Consider the following 19,636-nt stretch of genomic DNA (forward strand, 5'->3'; position numbering starts at 1 on the left):
GGTGTTATTGCGATTGTGACGTTAGGTTAGATGTGAGATCAGGGAACAGCTCTTGAAATTCAGAGTAGATTTCGAGGGATTCTGTGTGTCCTAGCTCACTGGCAAGTTTAAGGTGAAATAGGGCTTTTTCTTTGTTGTAGAATACTTTTCCTTGGTAGGCGTACAAATTAAAAAGCATGTAGTTGGCTTTGCCTTGGGCTTCTTTAAACTCATTTAGTTCTAGCTGGCTTAGGGCTTCAGCAATATAACCCTCGTCATTATTGTAAATAGAACGCGTTGCCGCTTGACGTAAATATTCGAGTAAGAGCTTGGGGTCTCGCTTAATAACGCCGTCTTCTACCGTCGAGTTTATATAACAGGCATTATCGCCTATTGCGTCTTCGCTAGTGTTGCACTCTTGCGCCAAGGCAGAGTTGCTTGCATACAGCATGAAGATCAGCAGAATTAAACTTCGTAGTTTAGTCATTGTGTGAATATTACCTACGCAAATGGGTAAATAAGACAGTGAAATTGATTTAACAGACTAAGTATAAAAACAAATTAATCGTTTAGTTTCAAGTAAGAAGCTGTTTAGATTACAAAATTTCTTATTTATCTAAGCCCATTACGGTATTCAAATTGCTTGTAAGAGTGGCGAATGAAAGGCCTACGAAAGGAAAAATTAAATTCAAAGCAAAAAAAGAACCCAACGGGTTCTTTTTTCAAAGCTTATATAAACGCTTATTTAAATCTACGGGCCGCTACAAACAACGCACCAATAGCAAACAAGCTAATAATTGATGGGCCGTTTACTACTTGTACTGAAGAAATGTTAACGCTATGTGGAACACCGCCTGTACTTGTAAATACAGTAGACGCATTACCTGCAGCATCAAAACTCAACACAGTTAAGGCAGACAAACCAGTGATGTCAGAGAAGTCAAAATCAACGCTCCAGTTACCACCAAAAATGTTACCGAAAATGAATCCGTCAGTTTTGTTTTTTGCCCAGTTAAAGCTAAGGCCAGACTCAGACCCGTCATCAGTGAATACTACGTTGCCTGTTGTTGCTGTAGTATTAACCGTCGCTGAACCTGCATGTCCACCGTGATCACTGAATATAGTGTAAATACCATACTCACCTGATGCTAGTTGTCCTAAAAATATAACCACCTCATTTGCAACTTCTAGGCCTGTGTTAGCACTATAAGCATTGCCATTTCCGTAGTTATAAAAAGTTTCAAAGTTGGCGTCTGAAATTTGTTTGGCATCAACAAAAGTACCTGCTACAGACAAACCGGCGTGAGCGCTAGATAGCGACCCAATCACAAGCGTACTTGCGATTAACAGTTTTTGTAATAGTTTCATAAATCTCCATGGTATCGTTTTAATTATGTCTTTCTTACCAAGGACTAAAGCAAGAATAATGCCATACTCTACAGGGCTGTTTTAACTGACAATTTTCAAATTTTAATTTTGGCCATGTAAAAAAGCCTGACAGTCATTTGAGTATACATACGCATACAAAACAAATGGTAAAATCACGGGAGTTGAAAACAAAAAAGTAACGAGAATGAAGAGCGCCAACCCACGGATAGACTAGCGTTGAGCGAGTAAAAGCTAGCGGTCAATAATGCTGCCGACTTCTAATACCGGAGAAGCATCAACGTCTTCTGCATCCATCATTGACGCTATACGTTGTAAAGTTGATACCATTTGGCTTTGTTCCCATTGCTCAAGGCTATTAAAACGATTGGTGAAGTGTTCTTGAAAGGGTAAAGGAGCTGTTTCGAGGGCTTTTTCGCCCATTTCTGTCAAGAACACACCCACTTTACGTTTATCTTGCGTACTGCGAATACGTTGCACTAAATGGCGATCTTCCATGCGATCTAAAATACTAGTAACGGTAGCCGAACTTAAATTAATATCTTCGGCTATTTCACGCACCATTACGCCACTTTGCTTACCTACCTTTTGTAAGATTAGTAATTGCGGGCCGGTAAGCCCTACTTCTTTATTCAACTGACGTGAACGCATGTCGATGGCGCGGATTATTCTGCGCAGTGCAACTAATAACTCTTCATCTTTTTCCATTTATGCTTACTCGGTATTTATGTATTCATACAAGCCATAGTGTGCCCTGCAAAACATGATTGTGTCTAGCGCATTAAATGCAAGAAATACAAGTGCTTGTGATATTGGTCAACCACATCGTTGATCAAGGCCATTTTCGACCAGCCCATCACACAATAGTCTTGACCACCTTCGCCTAAGTGAACTTCAGCCCGGTAGTAAACGCAATCATTGTCGTCATTGTTTTCGTTATCGGGCGAAAACTCAGGTTGCAAGTGACGCTTTGGTCGAATCGCATAACTAAAACTTTTGTCATCGCCTTGTTCAACCGATATCACTATCCCCTTGGGCGTGCGCTCAACTATCGCCTGTATGTCGAGCTTATTAAGTTCATCTTTTACTGCAGTAAAAGCGGGCAGTCCAATCTCTTCAATAAACTGATTCACTCGTTGATTACTAGGAAAATCCACCACGCTTTTTAAGCGCTCTCGCCATGTTTCTTCACTGCCACTTCCTTGCATCATCGAGGGCGCTAACAATAAGCTGTCTTTTTTGTATGCCTCAATTCGCAATGCCTTTATCAAACCCACCATGGCAATAAGCAAGACCACCGCAAAGGGTAGTGCGCTCGCGATGGTCATTGTTTGTAAGGCGCTTATACCATCTGATAGCAACAAAACAGCTGCAATAACACCGACCCCAGCCGTCCAATAAATACGCTGCCAAAGCGGTGTATTGTTGTTACCGTGGCTACACAGCATGTCAATGACCATCGCGCCTGAGTCACACGAGGTGACAAAAAAGACCACAATCATCATTACCGCAATAACACTAAGTAAACTTGACCACGGGAACTGTTCTAAAAATAGGAATAAGGCAACAGGAGTATTATCGTTTGCCAACGTACCAAGCAATTCGTTCCCCTGATTTAATACCATGTCGATAGCGCTATTGCCAAATATAGTCATCCAAACTAGCGTAAACACGGTGGGCACAAACATCACCCCTAAAATGAACTCACGCAACGTGCGCCCACGGGAAATGCGCGCAATAAACAAGCCGACAAAGGGTGCCCATGCTAACCACCAACCCCAATAAAATATCGTCCACCCGCCAATCCAATCGGTTTTTTGATACGCAAACAGATTAAAGGTATTACGGACGATGTCAGACAAATACGCTCCGGTGTTTTGCATTAACGCCTTTAGCAAGAAAACGGTGGGGCCAAGCATTAATATGAGCACTAACAAACCAACCGCTAATATCATGTTGAATTCTGATAGGCGTCTGATCCCTTTATCTAGGCCGCTACACACAGACACAATAGCAATACTTGTAATCCCCACAATCAACCAAACCTGCACTACAGTGGTGGTTGACACATCAAATAAATAATTTAGGCCTGCGCTAATCTGAAGCACACCTAATCCAAGGGAAGTGGCCACACCAAATAAGGTCCCTGTGACCGCAAAAATATCAACTATATTGCCGCGCCAACCATATATTTTGTCGCCAATTAATGGGTATAAAGCTGAGCGTAAAGTTAGCGGTAAATTATGCCTAAAACTAAAATAAGCGAGGATTAGGGCTACGATCGTGTAAATAGCCCAAGCATGTAAACCCCAGTGAAAGAAAGTCGTTTTCATCGCCTCTTGCGCTGCTTCTATCGTGCCGGTTTCCATTGTTGGCGGTGCTAAATAGTGCATGAGGGGCTCGGCTACGCCGTAGAACATAAGGCCGATGCCCATGCCCGCAGCAAACAGCATCGACAGCCAACTCACATAAGAATAATCAGGAGTGGAGTGGTCTGGACCCAGTTTTATATCGCTAAAACGCGAAAAGCTTAAATAAAGCGTGAAAACTAAAATAAGCGCGACCACAAACACGTAAAACCAACTACCGTTTTCTACGATTGTTTCTTGCAAGGCTTCAAAAAAGTCTGCAGAGGTTTTAGTAAAGATAAGCGTAAATAGCAATAAACCAATAACGAGTGCCGATGCCGGATAAAAAACCGCACTATTTAACTTACCAGGAGTGTCTTTATTCACGTCTTATTCCTCAATTTTACGTCTTAATCCTCATAGTTTTGCAACTATAAACATATTACATTAGATAGAATTAAACACGTTTAGTCTATAAAGGTGAAAAATTAAATTAAATTTAATGTTATTTTTAGCCATCCCACTCTGGCAAAGCCTTAAAAACATGCAATAACTTGTGTTACCATATGGTAATAAGGATTTATGTGTAATATTTAGTGTACTACTTATTATGCATAAATGTTTGCGCACTTCATTATAAAAATTAGGGGAAAGCATTGAAAATTAACAAGCTAAGCTATGCAATAATAACTGCGCTGGGTATGTCATCTGTCGCCATCGCACAAACGACTGAAACAAATAAAGCCAATCGCGAAATTGAAACGATTGAAGTAACAGCAACTAAGCGTACCGAATCCATTCAGGACGTTCCGGTTACCGTAAGTGCCCTTAGCGGCGATGCCCTCGAAAACTTAGGCGTAGACAATTTCCAAGATTACGTCGAATTCTTACCCAATGTTGTGTTTCAAGGCACAGGCCCAGGCCAAAACGAAATATATATCCGTGGCGCGGCAACATCGCAAACCAGTATTTCGGTGTCAACGGTACAGGCACTGCAACCATCAGTAGCATTTTATTTAGACGAACAACCTGTGTCGATGCAAGGTCGTAACCTCGATATTTACGCAGCCGATGTAGCTCGCGTGGAAGTACTTCCTGGTCCACAAGGTACCTTATTTGGCGCAAGCTCGCAGTCAGGCACGGTAAGAATGATTACTAAAAAGCCCGATTTTGCTGGTTTTGCGGGCGGTGTCGATATTGGTACAAGTTTTACCAAAGGCGGTGAAATGAGTAACTCGGTAGAAGCCTTTTTAAACTTTGTCCCCTTTGATCATACCGCAGTACGCATCACTGCATACAATGACAAGCAAGGCGGGTGGATTGACAACATCCTAAATGAGCCAGGCCAAGGTGGTTACGAAGGCAGTGCTGTTGTTATTGATAGAATTTCAGGCGGCGTATTAAGCGATCCACAAAACACGCCGGTTGTTCCTCCTAAAAACGACCACCTAGTAGAAGACGATTTTAACGACGCCACCTACGCTGGTATGCGTCTTGGTATCGCTCACGAAATTAATGATGACTGGGATTTACTTGTTCAGCACACCCAACAGCAGCTTGATACCGAAGGCGTGTTTGCATATGACCCTAACCTAGGCGGCACAACCTCAACCAACCGTTTCCAAGCTGATGAAAACAATGATACCTTTGGTTTGACCACATGGACATTGTCGGGCCGATTAGAACAGCTTGAGATTGTGTATACCGGTGGTTTGTTAAACCGCGATATCAACTCAACGATTGACTACACAGGCTATACCAACGGCGGGCTTTTTTCCGCTTATTACGTGTGTAACCATTATGAAGCAGCCACACCCGCTGACGAAAAATGCTTAGATCCAACAAAATTCTACAAAGAAGAAACCGACACCTCACGCATTACTCACGAGTTTAGAGTAAATACCGATGCCACTAACGACTGGCGTATCACTGCAGGTATTTTCTATGATGCACAAGAGCTAAGCTCAATCGGTAAATTTAAAATTGCCAACCCAGAACTAGGCTTCTTTACTGATCTTGCACGAACCACGGTAGGACAAGAAGGCATTAATAGTGACGGCGGCCCTTTCGAATCTGAAGTTAGCTTCGTTAACGACATTACCCACGAAATCAACCAAATTGCTCTGTTTGGTCAAGCCGAATACGACATAAGCGATACGGTCACCGTTAGCTTGGGCGCGCGCTGGTATGAAATTGAAGACATATATACCGGTTCAACCACCACGGTTGATGTTACCCGTCGCTTACGCGCCTTTGGTACACTTGACCCAGCTGAACTAACAGCCGTTGGCGAAGATCCAGCAGCAATAGATGCCGCTATTGCAAGTGGTCAACTAGATGTCTCTTTACTTGACGACAATGGCGTACTTACTGTTGATGACATTATTTATAAAGCCTCGGTAGATTGGAAAGTAAACAACGATGTATTGTTATTTGCTACCTACAGTGAAGGCTTTAGACCGCCAGTGACTAACCGTGTTGGTGGTGGATTAGCGACCAACCAAGTAGGCGCTTTTGATGGCTTTCGTATCCCGGTTTATTCAACCACCGATACTTTGAAAAACTACGAAGTGGGTATGAAAGGTGATTTCTTTGACGGCAACGTGCGCGTTAACGCTACAGCCTACTACTCAGACATCACTGATTTACAAACCTCACGTTTTGACCCAACCAACGTTAGCTTTTTGGTATTTACCGATAACGTAGGTGATGCTGAAATTTCAGGTATTGACGGTGACATGACGTGGTTAGCCACCGACAACCTCATACTCGACGCATCCTTTAGTGTGTTAAGCACAGAGCTTACTCGCATTAATTCTGAATTAGACGGTATTGCACCACCGGTAGGTAGCGAACTTCCTTATTCAGCAAACTTCTCGGGTAACATTCGTGCACGCTATTTCATGGAATTAGAAAACGGCTTAACCAGTTATATTAATGCCTCGGTTGCATACACTGGCGACCGTTTAGCAAGCATGACAATGGACGCCTACGTGCTTGAAGAAACGACTGAACTTGTTTATGGCACAGGCACTGGTTTAAGCATTGAAGACGAAGCCGCTGTTTACGAAGGTGTTAACTACACCGACAACAATGGTGCTACCTTCAGAGGTGGTCGTTATATTCAAGACAGTTACGTTTTAGCTAACGTAGCCTACGGCATAACCAATGAAGAATGGAAAGCTGAGCTGTACATCGACAACTTGTTTGATGAACGCGCTGTACTTCACGTTGATAACCAGCAATTTACGCCGAAAGTCGTGACTAACCGTCCACGTACTGTCGGTGTTCGTTTCTCTTACGACTTTTTCTAAGTCTAAGCGAACGAAAGTAAGTTGCTTTTGCCTGAGGCAAAACGCTACATAGCAGCAAATAAATAGCATCAAAGCCCCTTCAATAGGGGCTTTTTATGTTAAATTACAAAGCAATAAAATAATAAAGGCGCGTTATTACCCCATGCAAGTAAATAGCCCTTCACCCGCTCAGGCGCTTAGCAATATTCAACAATCCATTGTTCAAGGTAAGCTATTAGTGGCTGAACAAAGCGCCCTTAGCCTACTCAAGCAAGACATCGACCAAGCATCCCAAGTCATGTGCTGGTATTTACTAGCGGTTAGTTACAGACTGCAACAAGCGCATCACAAAGCCATAAGCGCCTTACATTCGTTGCTTGCCATTCAAGCGCAGCATTCACGGGCATTTCAAGAACTAGGCTACAACTATCGAGCTCTTGATGACGGTAAACAAGCTAGCATTCATTTTTACAAAGCCACCAAAATTAACCCCGCGCTACTATCAAGCTGGCAAGCACTACTGCCCATATATCAACAGGCAAATCAAACAGAAGCGGTAAAACTGTGTGAGACGCAAATTAAACAATTAAGCAAGCTGCCAAAGCCTATTTTGGCCGCGACCGACCTTCTCTACGACGGTAAAATTAGTGACGCCGATATTATGTGCAGGCGTTACTTGCAAGAAAACAAACACTCAATAGACGGACTCATGCTCTTAGCCGACATAGCGCTGGCCTTAAAAGCGGTGTCTGAAGCGGAGTTTATTTTAGAAACCTGCGTAGAACTTGCGCCAACTAAGCATGAAGCGAAATATCAGTTATTTAAAATTTATAGCAAGCTGGGCAAATTTGCCAAAGCCTTAAGCTTGGCAGACAAGCTCATCGAGCAAGACCCGCACAATATTTTCTATCAGGTCGCTAAAGCGACTGCCTTAGTGGGTGTTGGCAAGCTCATAGAAGCTATTGGAATTTACAAAGAGATCGTAGCCAAGCAACAAGCTGAAGCAAACGTGTATTTGCTGTTGGGCCACGCCTACAAAACGAAAGGTGATATAAACGCAACGGTGGCCGCCTATCAGCAGGCATATAAGCTTGAGCCCTACTGCGGTGATGCCTATTGGAGTTTAGCTAACACCAAAACCTATGTGTTTTCACAAGACGAAATAAACACGATGCACAAAGGCACACAAAACCAAGAGCTAAGCGACAAAGACAAAATACATTTGCATTTTGCGTTAGGTAAAGCCTATGAGGATATGCCGGCTAGCGAGACACTCTCGAGCAGTGAAAAGTATAAAAACGCATTTACCCATTATGATCTAGGCAATAAGCTACAACGGGCTAGCCTAAGTTATTCAAGCGATAATCACGCGCAATTTATACAATCGCAAATCAATGCTTTTACGCCAGAATTAGTTGCCCAATTAGGGCAAAAAGGACATCCCGATCCCGCGCCTATTTTCATAGTGGGCATGCCGCGTGCAGGCTCCACCTTGCTAGAGCAAATTCTTGCATCGCATTCTCAAGTAGATGGCACCATGGAGCTACATGAAATATTAGGCTTGGCAGCAACACTTAGTAAGCAGCAAGGAAACAAAGCCACTTATCCAAACAACCTAGGGCAAATACCACAGGACTTTTTTGCCAAATTTGGTGAAAAATTCATTCAAGATACCCAAGTCTATCGCCAAGGCGCAGCCTATTTTATTGATAAAATGCCCAATAACTACATGCATGTTGGCTTAATCAAACTTATTTTGCCTAATGCCAAAATTATTGATGCAAGGCGTGAGCCTATGGCATGTTGCTTCAGTGGCTTTAAACAACTTTTTGGCGAAGGCCAAGAGTTTAGCTATTCCCTCGGTGACATCGGTAAGTACTATCAAAATTACGTGAAGCTGATGGATCATTGGCAAACGATTTTCCCTAATGAGATATTGCTGGTACAGCACGAAGACGTGGTCAATGACACAGAAAATCAAATAAAGCGCATGCTAGATTTTTGCGGGCTCGAGTTTGAACAAGCTTGCGTCGATTTTCATAACAATAAGCGCGCAGTGAAAACGCCTAGTGCGCAACAAGTACGCCAGCCCATTTACAAAAGCGGCCTTGCCCACTGGAAACATTTTGCGCCTTACCTAACAGAATTAGAAAACGCGCTAAAAGCAAAGCCCTAATAATCTATATTTGTTCAGGTATCGTATAAGTTGTGTTTTAGTAGATAGGAATGAATGTAAAAACATGTCTAATACAAGCACGTTTTCGGACGAAGATAGATCGCGCATTATTGAAATGGCGTGGGAGGACCGTACTCCCTTTGAAGCAATAGAACGGCTGTATGGCTTATCAGAGCCTGAGGTCATAAAACTAATGCGCGCAAATATAAAGCGCAAAACTTTTAATAATTGGCGGTCGCGGGTAAGTGGGCGCAAAACTAAACACCTAAAACTGCGCAGTAAAGATGTAAGCCGAGGCTACTGCCCAACCCAATATAAACGTTAATGGCTTTTATAGTTATGGATAAGTCGGTGTGTAGTTTTATTCACCCATGCTTTAACACGTACCGATGTGACCGCAAATAAACCCATAATAAATAGCATCGCCAAGCTAGGGGTGTTCACGTTATTTATGCTCCAAAAGCTCGACACAGAAGGTGCACTAAAAGCGCCTTCATCAGAAAAGTTCTTGGGGTAATAAGACAATGAAGGGAAGTTTGAAATAAAACAGGAAAAGAACTCACATTCTTCAGGCTTGTTCACGTCAAGACCTTGTGTTGTGGTAGCGGATTTTACTTCGCGCAACCAACCTCGCTGAACACAGTTAGTTTTATCAGAGTCATTGCCTAGTTCGTTTGTGCATAAGGTGGGAAAGGAAGCACCAAGTAACTTTGGAATGGATGATTGCACGCTTTGCAGAGCGTCAGGTTTTGCGATGGCAAAGGCGTCAGAAATTTCACCCGAGGAGGCCCAATACTCGTTAGGGCACGCACCACTGGCGCAGATCAAGCGACCGTTTTCGTCATAACGTTCGGAGCTTTCATCTACACTTTCATCAGTTTCTTTGAATGACCAATCTTTAGATTCTACAACGGTAGCGTTTGTAAGCGATGCAAACAACAAAATAGACAAAGCGATGATGCTTAAAATCAATTTCATTTTATGATATTCCCTTTTTATCTAGACAGTCCGTCTTAACTTTCTCGCAGTAAATAGTTTAGTACTTTTTCAGACACTTTTACAGAATTCTTTTATAAAAGAGTAAGTAATAAGCATAGTCAATACCACAAAAAACGCAAATATTTACCTTGTAAATAAAGCAATTAAAAAAATATATAAATAATTGACCCCTTTCAAGCTGTTTTTACGCCTTAACTAATAGAGTCCTCTGTATTTTTAAAAAAAGAACACATGAAGCTCGCTTAATGCTCAAGAAAAAGAGCGCATTATCATCATTTGTTGAAAGGGAATAATAAAATGAAATATAGAAAATTGGCCGCTTTGGGCTTTACCGCATTGACCACACTTATGACCGTTCAATCGGTGCAAGCCGCCATAATGGTCACCGACCCTAATTACTTTGTGCGACCGGCCTTGCGTATTGGCGTAGGTGAATTAATCGACGGCATAACCATTAATGGCGACACAAATAGCATGCAAGACCAAGGCGTTGTTGGCTATTCAAGCTCCGAGGTCGATTTGGCCGCAGGAACCGTTAAAATGTATGCAGCCGAAAACAGCTTTCTTGAAGGCTTACAAACCTTTGGTAGTTTTGGCGAACGTATTACCGTAACCGGCGGCGCTGGTACAAACTGGGACCTAAGCTTCGCTGTTGAAGGCATTCTCGATATATTTGGTGGCGCGCCCATAGTAAACGACGCGCCTCCTGCAAACTTGCTTTATAACGTAGGTATAGCGGTCTATAAAGCGGGACAAGTGCAGTGGAATAATTTCGTCAACAACCCCAATTTCGACCCACTATTATTTGAATTTAACGAAGTTATCGACATCGTTGAAGGCATGGAAGATTTTGAACGCATGGAAGTCTACGCCGACGTATTTGGCAGTATAGAACTGGAATCTGACTACGAAGTATTTGATATCTTCGCGTTTACAAACATGATTGTCTCACCTAACTTAGGCAGTGGTATTGTTGAATACGAAGCAGACTTTTTAAATACAGCGCAGTTTGGCCAAACCTTTGCAGCTGGCGTAGAAGGGTTTTCAAGTTCAGGAGCGTTTATGGGCTTAGGCAACCCGCCTCCTCCGCCTGCTAACAACGTAAGTAGCCCTAGTGCAATTGCGTTGTTTAGTATGGCATTTGGCGTGATTTTACTGCGTATATCAGCAAGAAAAGCACGCTAACGTTGAGCTTAGGTAATGAGCTGTTTGGCTTCAATGGTATTTAGTAGCCATACTCTTGAAGAGCGCCAGTTACGTTTAACGGTAGACACAGACACGCCCATTACCTCAGCAATTTCTTGCAGTGACAAGCCGCCATAATAACGCATCTCGACTATTTGCACGCGTTTCGGATCAATTGCCTGTAGTTCTTGTAAGGCTTCTTCAAGCAAGGCTAAGTCAATACATTCCTCATCAACGGGTTCGCATAAGGTGATTAATGTGACGTTTTCATGTTGGCGGCGCAACGCTCTTTTTTTACGGCAATGATCAATAAGTACCTGACGCATTACTTTGGCTGATAAAGCCAAAAAGTGCGCTTTATCTTGCCAATCTATTTTATGTAAATTGATTATGCGTAAGGCTGCCTCATTGACTAAATCGCCAGTGCTTAGACTTATCGTGCCTTCATGGCGCAATATTGATGATGATATTTTACTGAGCTGGGCATACAGTTTACCTAACAGTACTTGCGAAGCAGCTGCTGAGCTCGACTTGTCGCCTGCGCGCCAATCGTGGAGCAAAGCCTTCACTTCTTCTTCATTGGAGGGCGTTGTTACATCAAACATCTAATCACCACTAGCAATTGCATGAAAAATAGACAATGATAAAAGTATGCCATGCTTTATCGTAAACACAATAAGCAAAGGCAAAAGAAATAAGGCTACGAAGCGAACGTCCCCAAGCTTGCAATGCCAAAAGCGCGTGCATCAACGCCTAATGAGTGAGAAGTAATCGCCATGACTGATAAAAATAATATTGAATTTGAGGCTCTTGCTTTATTTGAAGCATCAATGAATATTGAACAAAGCAAACGTAAAGCATGGATTGAGCACGAAGCCCGCGATCAGCCAGCGCTTTTAGCCAAAGCCCTGCACTTGCTTGCCATCGAGCGGCGCGGTGACAAGCAAATGTTAACGGGCAACGCCTTCACCGATGCCCAAGCCAGCCACAATCATCCTAGTCGAATAGGCGCATACAAAATTACCGCCTTTATTGGTCAAGGCGGGATGGGTGCTGTGTATAAAGGCGAGCGCGACCAAGGTGACTTTGACCAATGCGTTGCCATAAAAATTATCCGCGAAGGTGCGTTTTCTAACAAACTTATTGCGCGCTTTGTGCAAGAGCAACAAACCCTTGCTAAGTTGATTCATCCCAATATTGCACGCTTGTACGACGGTGGCAAAACACAAGATGGTAAACCTTATTTAATCATGGAATACGTTGACGGTGCGCCACTTTTGCATTGGATTAGCACTAACAACCTGAATCAAGAGCAAATACTACAACTGTTTAATAAAGTCTGCAGCGCGGTGCGCTACGCCCACCAAAACCTTATTATTCACCGCGACATAACACCTTCAAACATTATGGTCACAAACGACGGCGAGGTTAAACTCATCGACTTTGGCATTGCCAAAGCCCTAGTAGAGCAAGACGAATCAGACCCAACATTCACGAACAACGAAAATCCAGCACAAAGCCTAGCAAGCCTAAGCTTCACCCCGGCTTCGCCGCCCCCGAAAGAAAACAAGCACCACCCAACCAAAACAAGGAGCCACAAGCACAAGCACAATACACCCAAACATCAACCCTACTCGACATCTACTCCCTCGGAAAACTACTCGCCGCAATACTGCGCGAAACACAAAGCAGCCCCGAGCTCAATTCGATTATCGCCAAAGCCTCTGCATTCATGCCACAAGACCGTTACGCAACAGTCAATGAACTAATGGAAGATATTAAAAACTACCGCCAAAAAATGCCTATCGCTGCGCATTCTATAAAACCAAGTTACCGCCTCAAAAAATTCACGCAGCGCCACACCAAAGGCGTGTTTATTTCAGCCTTCACCGCACTCGCGCTGGTGATTTCTTTACTAGTGTCATTAAGCCAATACTATCGCGCTGAAAACGCCCTTGAGCAAGCAAACAATCGCTTTGACCAAATCAGAGAGCTGTCGACCTACCAAATATTTGAGTTGTTTGACCAACTTAGCCGCGTAGCCGGCACCACTAGCGCCAGAGCGCATTTAGCAGACAAAGCGCAATCCTACTTAGCGATATTGTCTGGCCAAGACCAAGCCTCGGTCGATGTAAAACTCGAAACCATTCAAGGCTACTTGCGTCTAGCCTATATTTACGGTGTTCCAGCGCAACCAAATTTGGGCATGCAAAAAGCCGCCAAAGAAAACCTGCAAACAGCAGAAAACTTGCTTGATGCGCTTGAAGCAAAGCTGCCATCTAGCGTTGATATGATAAGCACAAGAGTAGGAATTTTGGCTGCTCGCGCCCTAGCGTATACGCACAACGACGGCAACATAAACAAAGCCAAAACGCTTATTGATGAAGCCACACTACTAATGCAGTCGGTGAGAGAACAAGAGCGCAACCTACTTTGGCATAAAACCCGTAGAAGTTTACGCAATGCTTCACTAGAATGGGCTGACCAAGCAAGTGATTCAGCGCAAATTAACGCCTATGCCACCGCCTTTAGAAACGACACCACCGAGTGGCCTCAAGAACTACAAAATAGTTATTTAAAAGCCCAAGACGAAAACTACTATTATTACTGGCTAGCCATGGCACATTATGTTGAAGAAGAACACGCCGACGCAGTGGCTGACTTTCTGATAGCACACGAGAAGCTCGCGGGCCTAGAAGCCGAGCAAAAGAACGACCCTATGTTGCTCTATATATTGGCTTGGACAAACTTTATGGGCTATGGCTCTGCCACCCGTCTTGACGATGAACAAGTAATTAGTGATTTTCTAGACCGCGCCACGCAATACACCGAGAGGCTAAAAGCGGTTGAAGAACAAGACGCCGCTATTTACCGCTTATCTCTACAAATGCGCGAAGCAAAGTCGCAACTGCTAGCCGCACAAGGTGATTTTGAGCAAGCGCTAATTGTGCAACAAGGCGTGGTAGATGAACTCGCCGAATCGGTAAGAACCAAAGAGCTACCCGCCAATATATACAGCTTGGCCTTTTCGCATATTATTTTAGCCTACATGCACAAAGACATGGACAATCGCCCAGACACCTGTAAAAGCTTAAGGATCGCAGAAACACTACTGCGCCCACTTGCGGCAAAAAATTCACTCCCCGAATATATGCTAAACGCTGCCAACAGGTTGCCAGAACGCGTTGTTGATTGCGAAACAGGAAAGGCAATTAAAAGCATGAATGCGCTTTTTGATTGAGCCAAATTAATCATTAGAGCTTTTTGCTAAGCATTACGCTACTATTTGTGTTGAGCGCTTAACAATGTGCGTTTAAAAAAATAAAAATAAAAGGTGGTAGCGTAATGAGATTTAACCCCGTGGTGATGTACACCATTATTGTGTCTTTGGGCGGCTTCATATTTGGTTTTGATGCGTCGGTTATATCGGGCACAATTGGCCAAATTAGCGTCGAATTCGGCCTAGACTCGGTTCAACAAGGTGCGGTGGTAGCGGCCCCAACCTTAGGTGGGATCCTCGCCACCATCAGCGCTGGCTATATTTCTGACACCGTTGGGCGCAAATACACCCTAATGGGCATTGCGTTTTTATATCTTGTGAGCGCCTTACTTTCTGCCATAGCGCCTTCCTACGACACCCTCATCGCCGCTCGTTTTATTGGTGGTCTAGCTTTTTGTTCATTAATGATTGCTCCTATTTACATAGCTGAAATTTGTCCACCCGAAAGCCGCGGTAAAATGGTGTCTATTAACCAACTCAACATTGTGGTGGGTATATCGGCCGCGTATTTTTCTAACTACACAATTTTACAAATGAGCCAAAGCAGTACCGATTTAGTTCAACAACTGGGTATTGCCGACAACACTTGGCGCTGGATGCTGGGTATGGAAATTGTACCTGCCTTTATATGGTTTACCGCTTTGTTTTTTGTACCTAAAAGCCCACGCTGGTTATTGGTACAACAAAAACAAAATGAAGCCGAACATTCTTTAAAGCGCTTGTATCCAAAAGCGTCGGCCGAATTTCTACTTAGCACCATGGCTGAAATCAAGGCCACCACCGGCGACAAAGTCTTGCCTGTACTCACCCGTTTAAAAGAAGTTGTGGGTCCCAAAATGCGCTTGGCCTTGCTGATTGGTTTAGTGGTTGGTATTTCGCAACAAGCAACTGGCGTAAACGCAATTTACTTTTATGCGCCCAGTATTTTTGAGCAAAGTGGCGTAGGCACCAATGCCGCGTTTGCCCAAGCTATTTGGGTAGGTATCGTCAATATCGTGTTTACTTTGGTGGCCATGGCGGTGATTGACAAACTCGGCCGCAAGCCCCTACTTCTTATTGGCCTTTGCGGTGTGGCCATTAGTATGACTATTTGTACGATTGGTTATAGCATGGCTACTTATCAGCTCACCAGCGCCGATTTGGTCGTGCTCTCAGAACTACTGAAACATGACTTATTAAGCCCCCTTGTAGACCAAGTTTTTACCAGCGATGTAGAGTATAAGCGCGCGGTTATCGCCCTCATTGGTGAGCAAGCCTTTCAAGCTAATCAAGGCGCTCTTATTCAAAGTGCTGCGACCTTAAATGCTACGCTGATTATGATTGGGATCTTGGGCTTTGTGGCCTCCTTCGCCTGTTCGCTAGGGCCGGTCATGTGGGTATTATTTTCTGAAATCTTTCCCAACCATCTGCGCGGTTTAGCTATTTCGGTGGTAGGCATTGTAAACAGTATTGTCAGCTTTTTAGTGCAACTTGCCTTCCCGTGGGAATTGGCCAACCTAGGTGCCGCAACCACCTTTGCCATTTACGGCGTATTTGCCGTCATCGGCTTGGCCTTCGTCATAAAAGTAGTGCCTGAAACCAAAGGCAAAAGCCTAGAAGAGCTCGAACTAACCCTAGCGGGCAAAGAATAACAACAAGCAATCGGCCCTCTAGCAGGGCCCCTTCCCCCGTCATCTCAGCGCCTCTTCCCCCGTCATCTCAGCGCCTCTTCCCCCGTCATCTCAGCGCCTCTTCCCCCGTCATCTCAGCGCCTCTTCCCTCGTCATCTCAGCGCAGGCTGAGATCTCCTAAAACATCCTCTATGTATAGGATGAAAGAGGTAATAACAAGCAGATTCCTGCCTTCGCATAATACTGGTCGCTTAAGCACGAGTCCTAACAAGCGTTGTTCTTGCGAAGGCAAGAATCTCTAGGATCACACGCAAAAACGCAGGCTTTTATCGGATTTACTAAGCTTTTGAGAAGATACTCGCCTTCGCGAGCATGACGATTGGCAGTATTGTGCCTTCCCAAGAAAGACGATTTAGCTAAAGCCTGCGCAGTAATATAACGCTGAGGGTAGTAATGGCGAAGGTGTGAGACGTGTTAGCTTGCCCTTCTTACCATTAATTCAGCGCCGATTGTTTTGATCATCGCTGGTGACAGCGGATACAAGGTCATCAAAGCAGCGCCTAAAAAAGCGAAGGCGGCTGGTATCCAGCTCATCAGTAATTGCATGCCAGGTAGAGACTGCGCGATAGTTGAATCATCCATACCATTGTAGCCATAGCCAGCTAACACAACCAAAACCAAAGCCCCAGCAAAACCACCACCGGTTTTTTGCACAAAGGTGCCCGCTGAATAGATAAGCCCTGTAGCACGGCGTTTATTTTTCCACTCAGAATAGTCAGCAGAATCTCCAAGCATACTAAAGAAAAGTGTAGGCATCATGGCCGCGAAAAATTCAGCACCGCACCCAAACACAAAGACCATCACAATATTGTTACTAGGCACCCAATAAAATGCACCCGTTAACAAACCACTGGCAATCAATGCCACAATAAATAGATTACGCTTGCCTAGATATTCAGCCAATTTACCCGTGGCCAGCGCCCCTAAAATAGACACAATCAACAAACCAATAAAATATTGCCCAGCCATCAGCTCATCGCCTACATGATATTTAAAATAATAAGCAATCACCCCGTACTTTATGCCATTAAACATCATGGTTAAAAAGCCTATCCCCAACAAAATCAACCAAGGTTTATTTGTCAGTAAATCCACCATATCTTGCTGAGAGCCTGTTAGGCTGCGTTTATCTTTGGCCAAAAACTTTCTGATGAAGTAGGTCATAAACGACATAACCACAACAAAAAACAAGCCGCTGTAAATGCCTCGATAGTAAAAGAACAAAGTCGTCGCTAGCAATGGCAAAATAATAAAGGGAAGGTTTTTACTTAAATCAAGTAGCTCAGACTTTAAACTAGCTTCATTAGATGCGTGCGGGATTACGCGCTCTTTGGTGCTTAAAAATGTAATAATCATTAATACAATCAATAAGCTAGCAAACAAATACATGGTAAGTTGATAGCCTTTAGCGTCGTCTCCTTCACCAAAGTAGGCGACTAATTCTGGCAAAAAGCCCATTACCAACAAGCCGCCGGCAAAAGCACCAGCAAAGCGAAAACCCGACAATTTGGTACGCTCAACATCATCGCTAGTCATCACACCCATAAGTGCTGAATAAGGAACATTACTGACCGTGTAAGCAAGGGTTAAACCAATATATGTGACATAGGCATAAATGAGTTTATTAGTAGTACTAATATCAGGAGTAGTAAAACAAAGCACCATAAACAGCCCTAAAAACGGCGCTGAGTACAAAATATACGGCCTAAACTTACCAAAGCGAGATTGCGTGCGATCCGCAATCATACCCATAATAATATCTGTTACACCGTCTGAAAGCCTCACAATTAAAAACAATAGAGCCGCAGCCGCAGCAGAAATACCAAAAGTGTCAGTATAAAACACGGCTAAATACGCAAGCGCTCCGCGCCAGACTAAATTCGCGCCGGCATCACCCATGGCGTAACCGACTTTTTCATACAAGGGAAGTTTATTATTCATCTGTCGCGGTTCTCTTATTATTGTTCTATTGCCTAGCGGTTTGTAATCAATTTGCGATAGGCTTTTCCACTGGCTTTAATCGTGCGTACTTGGGTGGTGTAATCAACATGCACTATGCCAAAACGTTTCAAGTAGCCTTCGGCCCATTCAAAGTTATCCATTAAACTCCATGCAAAATAACCCTTCACATTCACGCCTTGTTCTACGGCTTCATGCACTGCGTTTAAATGTCCTTGGTAGTAGTCAATTCTATCGCAGTCGTTCACTTCACCGTTTTCAAATACATCGGCCATGGCAGCGCCGTTTTCAGTAATATAAATCGGTGGTAATGTATATTTTTCATTTAAAGAAATAAGTAAATCGCGCAGCGCATCTGGATAAATTTCCCAGCCAATGTCAGTCATAGGAGCTCGATGCGCAAGTTCATCATAAAAATCAGTGCTACTTGCTTGGTAATGCAAGCGGGTATAAAAGTTAACGCCAAGGTAATCTAGTGGAGTCGAAATAATATCCATGTCTGTGGCAAAAATATCGGGCCTATGTTCTGGCTCTAGCTGCTCAATGATATCGGGGTATGCGCCGTCCATAATGGGTTTTATATACCATTGATTTAAATAGTCATCGGCAAAGGCGGTTGCTTTTAAGTCGCCTTCGTTTTGGCTTTGTGGATAGCAAGGGGTAAAATTAAGCACTATTCCGTTTTGAGTATTTGGGCTATTTTTCTTAAGTACTCGCATGGCCAAACCATGGGCAAGTAAAAGGTGATGAGCGGCTTTACGGCCAAACTCTCGGCCTTTTATACCCGGAGCATGAACACCCAGCTCATAGCCTAAATAAGCGCTACAAAATGGTTCGTTTAAAGTGGCATAAGAAAACACGCGATCGCCAAATGCTTTAGTCACAGCATCTGCGTAACGAGCAAAATGATAAGCCGTATCGCGGTTTAACCAACCGCCTTTGTCTTCTAAATACTGGGGCAGATCCCAATGATAAAGGGTGACAAAAGCTTTAATATTACGCCGTTTTAGTTCGTCGAGTATATTCGTATAAAACGCTAGGCCAGTGGGGTTTATTTGGCCATCTTGAGTCATAATTCGAGGCCATGAAATAGACAAGCGATAAGCATCAACGCCTAGTGAGTCGATAATTTCTAGATCTTGCTGCCATAAGTTGTAGTGGTCGCAAGCAACATCCCCATTTGATTGGTCAGCAATTTTACCTTCTTTACTGCAAAAAACATCCCAAATACATGGGAGACGATCAGCTATTCCACCTTCAATCTGAAACGAAGCGGTAGCCACACCATAGACAAATTGCTTCGATAAAAGGGCTGAACGAGCGGGTAAAGATAGTTGTTTCATTGAGCGAAAACCTCTGCT

The 19,636-nt window shown here is 43.7% G+C and carries 15 protein-coding genes; 7 read left to right on the plus strand and 8 right to left on the minus strand.

The features are described from left to right. Positions 1–4 precede the first annotated feature (4 nt). The 4 genes from AC0L6H_RS02755 to AC0L6H_RS02770 form a co-directional block, all read right to left on the minus strand. Positions 5–466 carry a hypothetical protein gene (locus tag AC0L6H_RS02755; RefSeq protein WP_473392431.1) on the minus strand — a complete coding sequence of 154 codons (462 nt, stop codon included), beginning with the start codon at positions 464–466 and terminating at the stop codon, positions 5–7. A 254-nt stretch (positions 467–720) separates the two neighbouring features. After that, positions 721–1,347: a hypothetical protein gene (locus tag AC0L6H_RS02760; RefSeq protein ID WP_473392432.1), complete on the minus strand. Its 627-nt coding sequence runs from the start codon at positions 1,345–1,347 to the stop codon at positions 721–723. A gap of 252 nt (positions 1,348–1,599) precedes the next feature. Further along, entirely contained in the window at positions 1,600–2,073 is a 474-nt protein-coding gene (locus AC0L6H_RS02765) for a MarR family winged helix-turn-helix transcriptional regulator (RefSeq protein ID WP_473392434.1), read from the minus strand. Between the two features lie 65 nt (positions 2,074–2,138). Then, a complete protein-coding gene (locus tag AC0L6H_RS02770) occupies positions 2,139–4,100 on the minus strand; it encodes a BCCT family transporter (RefSeq protein WP_473392435.1) in 1,962 nt (653 codons plus the stop codon). A 269-nt stretch (positions 4,101–4,369) separates the two neighbouring features. Here AC0L6H_RS02770 and AC0L6H_RS02775 point away from each other — a divergent pair, with 269 nt between their 5' ends. From AC0L6H_RS02775 to AC0L6H_RS02785, 3 genes are all read left to right on the plus strand, one after another. After that, positions 4,370–7,027: a TonB-dependent receptor gene (locus tag AC0L6H_RS02775; protein WP_473392436.1), complete on the plus strand. Its 2,658-nt coding sequence runs from the start codon at positions 4,370–4,372 to the stop codon at positions 7,025–7,027. Between the two features lie 142 nt (positions 7,028–7,169). After that, positions 7,170–9,182 carry a tetratricopeptide repeat-containing sulfotransferase family protein gene (locus tag AC0L6H_RS02780; RefSeq protein ID WP_473392438.1) on the plus strand — a complete coding sequence of 671 codons (2,013 nt, stop codon included), beginning with the start codon at positions 7,170–7,172 and terminating at the stop codon, positions 9,180–9,182. Positions 9,183–9,246: 64 nt separating this feature from the next. Further along, positions 9,247–9,507, plus strand: coding sequence for a TIGR03643 family protein (locus tag AC0L6H_RS02785; protein WP_473392439.1), 261 nt, complete (start codon positions 9,247–9,249; stop codon positions 9,505–9,507). Here AC0L6H_RS02785 and AC0L6H_RS02790 read toward each other — a convergent pair. Beyond that, the gene (locus tag AC0L6H_RS02790) at positions 9,504–10,160 is read right to left on the minus strand and encodes a hypothetical protein (RefSeq protein WP_473392440.1); all 657 of its coding nucleotides are present in this window, start codon (positions 10,158–10,160) and stop codon (positions 9,504–9,506) included. The genes AC0L6H_RS02785 and AC0L6H_RS02790 overlap by 4 nt on opposite strands. A gap of 318 nt (positions 10,161–10,478) precedes the next feature. Between AC0L6H_RS02790 and AC0L6H_RS02795 the strand changes: the two genes are divergently transcribed. Next, complete coding sequence (locus AC0L6H_RS02795) at positions 10,479–11,366, plus strand: hypothetical protein (RefSeq protein WP_473392442.1); 888 nt, start codon at positions 10,479–10,481, stop codon at positions 11,364–11,366. Between the two features lie 8 nt (positions 11,367–11,374). Here AC0L6H_RS02795 and AC0L6H_RS02800 read toward each other — a convergent pair whose 3' ends face one another. Then, positions 11,375–11,971, minus strand: a complete 597-nt coding sequence (locus AC0L6H_RS02800; RefSeq protein WP_473392443.1) for an ECF-type sigma factor — start codon at positions 11,969–11,971, stop codon at positions 11,375–11,377. A 171-nt stretch (positions 11,972–12,142) separates the two neighbouring features. Here AC0L6H_RS02800 and AC0L6H_RS02805 point away from each other — a divergent pair, with 171 nt between their 5' ends. The 3 genes from AC0L6H_RS02805 to AC0L6H_RS02815 all read left to right on the plus strand — a co-directional run bounded on the left by AC0L6H_RS02805 (position 12,143) and on the right by AC0L6H_RS02815 (position 16,277). Next, entirely contained in the window at positions 12,143–13,135 is a 993-nt protein-coding gene (locus AC0L6H_RS02805) for a serine/threonine protein kinase (protein ID WP_473392445.1), read from the plus strand. Further along, on the plus strand, positions 13,099–14,607 hold the full coding sequence (locus tag AC0L6H_RS02810) for a hypothetical protein (protein ID WP_473392446.1): 1,509 nt from the start codon (positions 13,099–13,101) through the stop codon (positions 14,605–14,607). Before AC0L6H_RS02805 ends, AC0L6H_RS02810 begins: the two co-directional genes overlap by 37 nt. Before the next feature lie 104 nt (positions 14,608–14,711). Continuing rightward, entirely contained in the window at positions 14,712–16,277 is a 1,566-nt protein-coding gene (locus AC0L6H_RS02815) for a sugar porter family MFS transporter (RefSeq protein ID WP_473392448.1), read from the plus strand. A 453-nt stretch (positions 16,278–16,730) separates the two neighbouring features. Here the strand turns inward: AC0L6H_RS02815 and AC0L6H_RS02820 are convergent, their stop codons facing one another. Both AC0L6H_RS02820 and AC0L6H_RS02825 read right to left on the minus strand, forming a co-directional pair. Then, positions 16,731–18,257, minus strand: a complete 1,527-nt coding sequence (locus AC0L6H_RS02820; protein ID WP_473392449.1) for an MFS transporter — start codon at positions 18,255–18,257, stop codon at positions 16,731–16,733. Positions 18,258–18,289: 32 nt separating this feature from the next. Further along, positions 18,290–19,618, minus strand: a complete 1,329-nt coding sequence (locus tag AC0L6H_RS02825; RefSeq protein WP_473392450.1) for a GH1 family beta-glucosidase — start codon at positions 19,616–19,618, stop codon at positions 18,290–18,292. Positions 19,619–19,636 lie beyond the last annotated feature (18 nt).

The sequence above is a fragment of the Glaciecola sp. G7-5 genome, from assembly GCF_055808975.1.

Coding starts and splice junctions, on each gene's coding strand:
- AC0L6H_RS02755 (WP_473392431.1), bottom strand. CDS start 466: ATGACTAAACTACGAAGTTTAATTCTGCTGATCTTCATGCTGTATGCA.
- AC0L6H_RS02760 (WP_473392432.1), bottom strand. CDS start 1,347: ATGAAACTATTACAAAAACTGTTAATCGCAAGTACGCTTGTGATTGGG.
- AC0L6H_RS02765 (WP_473392434.1), bottom strand. CDS start 2,073: ATGGAAAAAGATGAAGAGTTATTAGTTGCACTGCGCAGAATAATCCGC.
- AC0L6H_RS02780 (WP_473392438.1), top strand. CDS start 7,170: ATGCAAGTAAATAGCCCTTCACCCGCTCAGGCGCTTAGCAATATTCAA.
- AC0L6H_RS02785 (WP_473392439.1), top strand. CDS start 9,247: ATGTCTAATACAAGCACGTTTTCGGACGAAGATAGATCGCGCATTATT.
- AC0L6H_RS02790 (WP_473392440.1), bottom strand. CDS start 10,160: ATGAAATTGATTTTAAGCATCATCGCTTTGTCTATTTTGTTGTTTGCA.
- AC0L6H_RS02795 (WP_473392442.1), top strand. CDS start 10,479: ATGAAATATAGAAAATTGGCCGCTTTGGGCTTTACCGCATTGACCACA.
- AC0L6H_RS02800 (WP_473392443.1), bottom strand. CDS start 11,971: ATGTTTGATGTAACAACGCCCTCCAATGAAGAAGAAGTGAAGGCTTTG.
- AC0L6H_RS02805 (WP_473392445.1), top strand. CDS start 12,143: ATGACTGATAAAAATAATATTGAATTTGAGGCTCTTGCTTTATTTGAA.
- AC0L6H_RS02810 (WP_473392446.1), top strand. CDS start 13,099: ATGCCACAAGACCGTTACGCAACAGTCAATGAACTAATGGAAGATATT.
- AC0L6H_RS02815 (WP_473392448.1), top strand. CDS start 14,712: ATGAGATTTAACCCCGTGGTGATGTACACCATTATTGTGTCTTTGGGC.
- AC0L6H_RS02820 (WP_473392449.1), bottom strand. CDS start 18,257: ATGAATAATAAACTTCCCTTGTATGAAAAAGTCGGTTACGCCATGGGT.
- AC0L6H_RS02825 (WP_473392450.1), bottom strand. CDS start 19,618: ATGAAACAACTATCTTTACCCGCTCGTTCAGCCCTTTTATCGAAGCAA.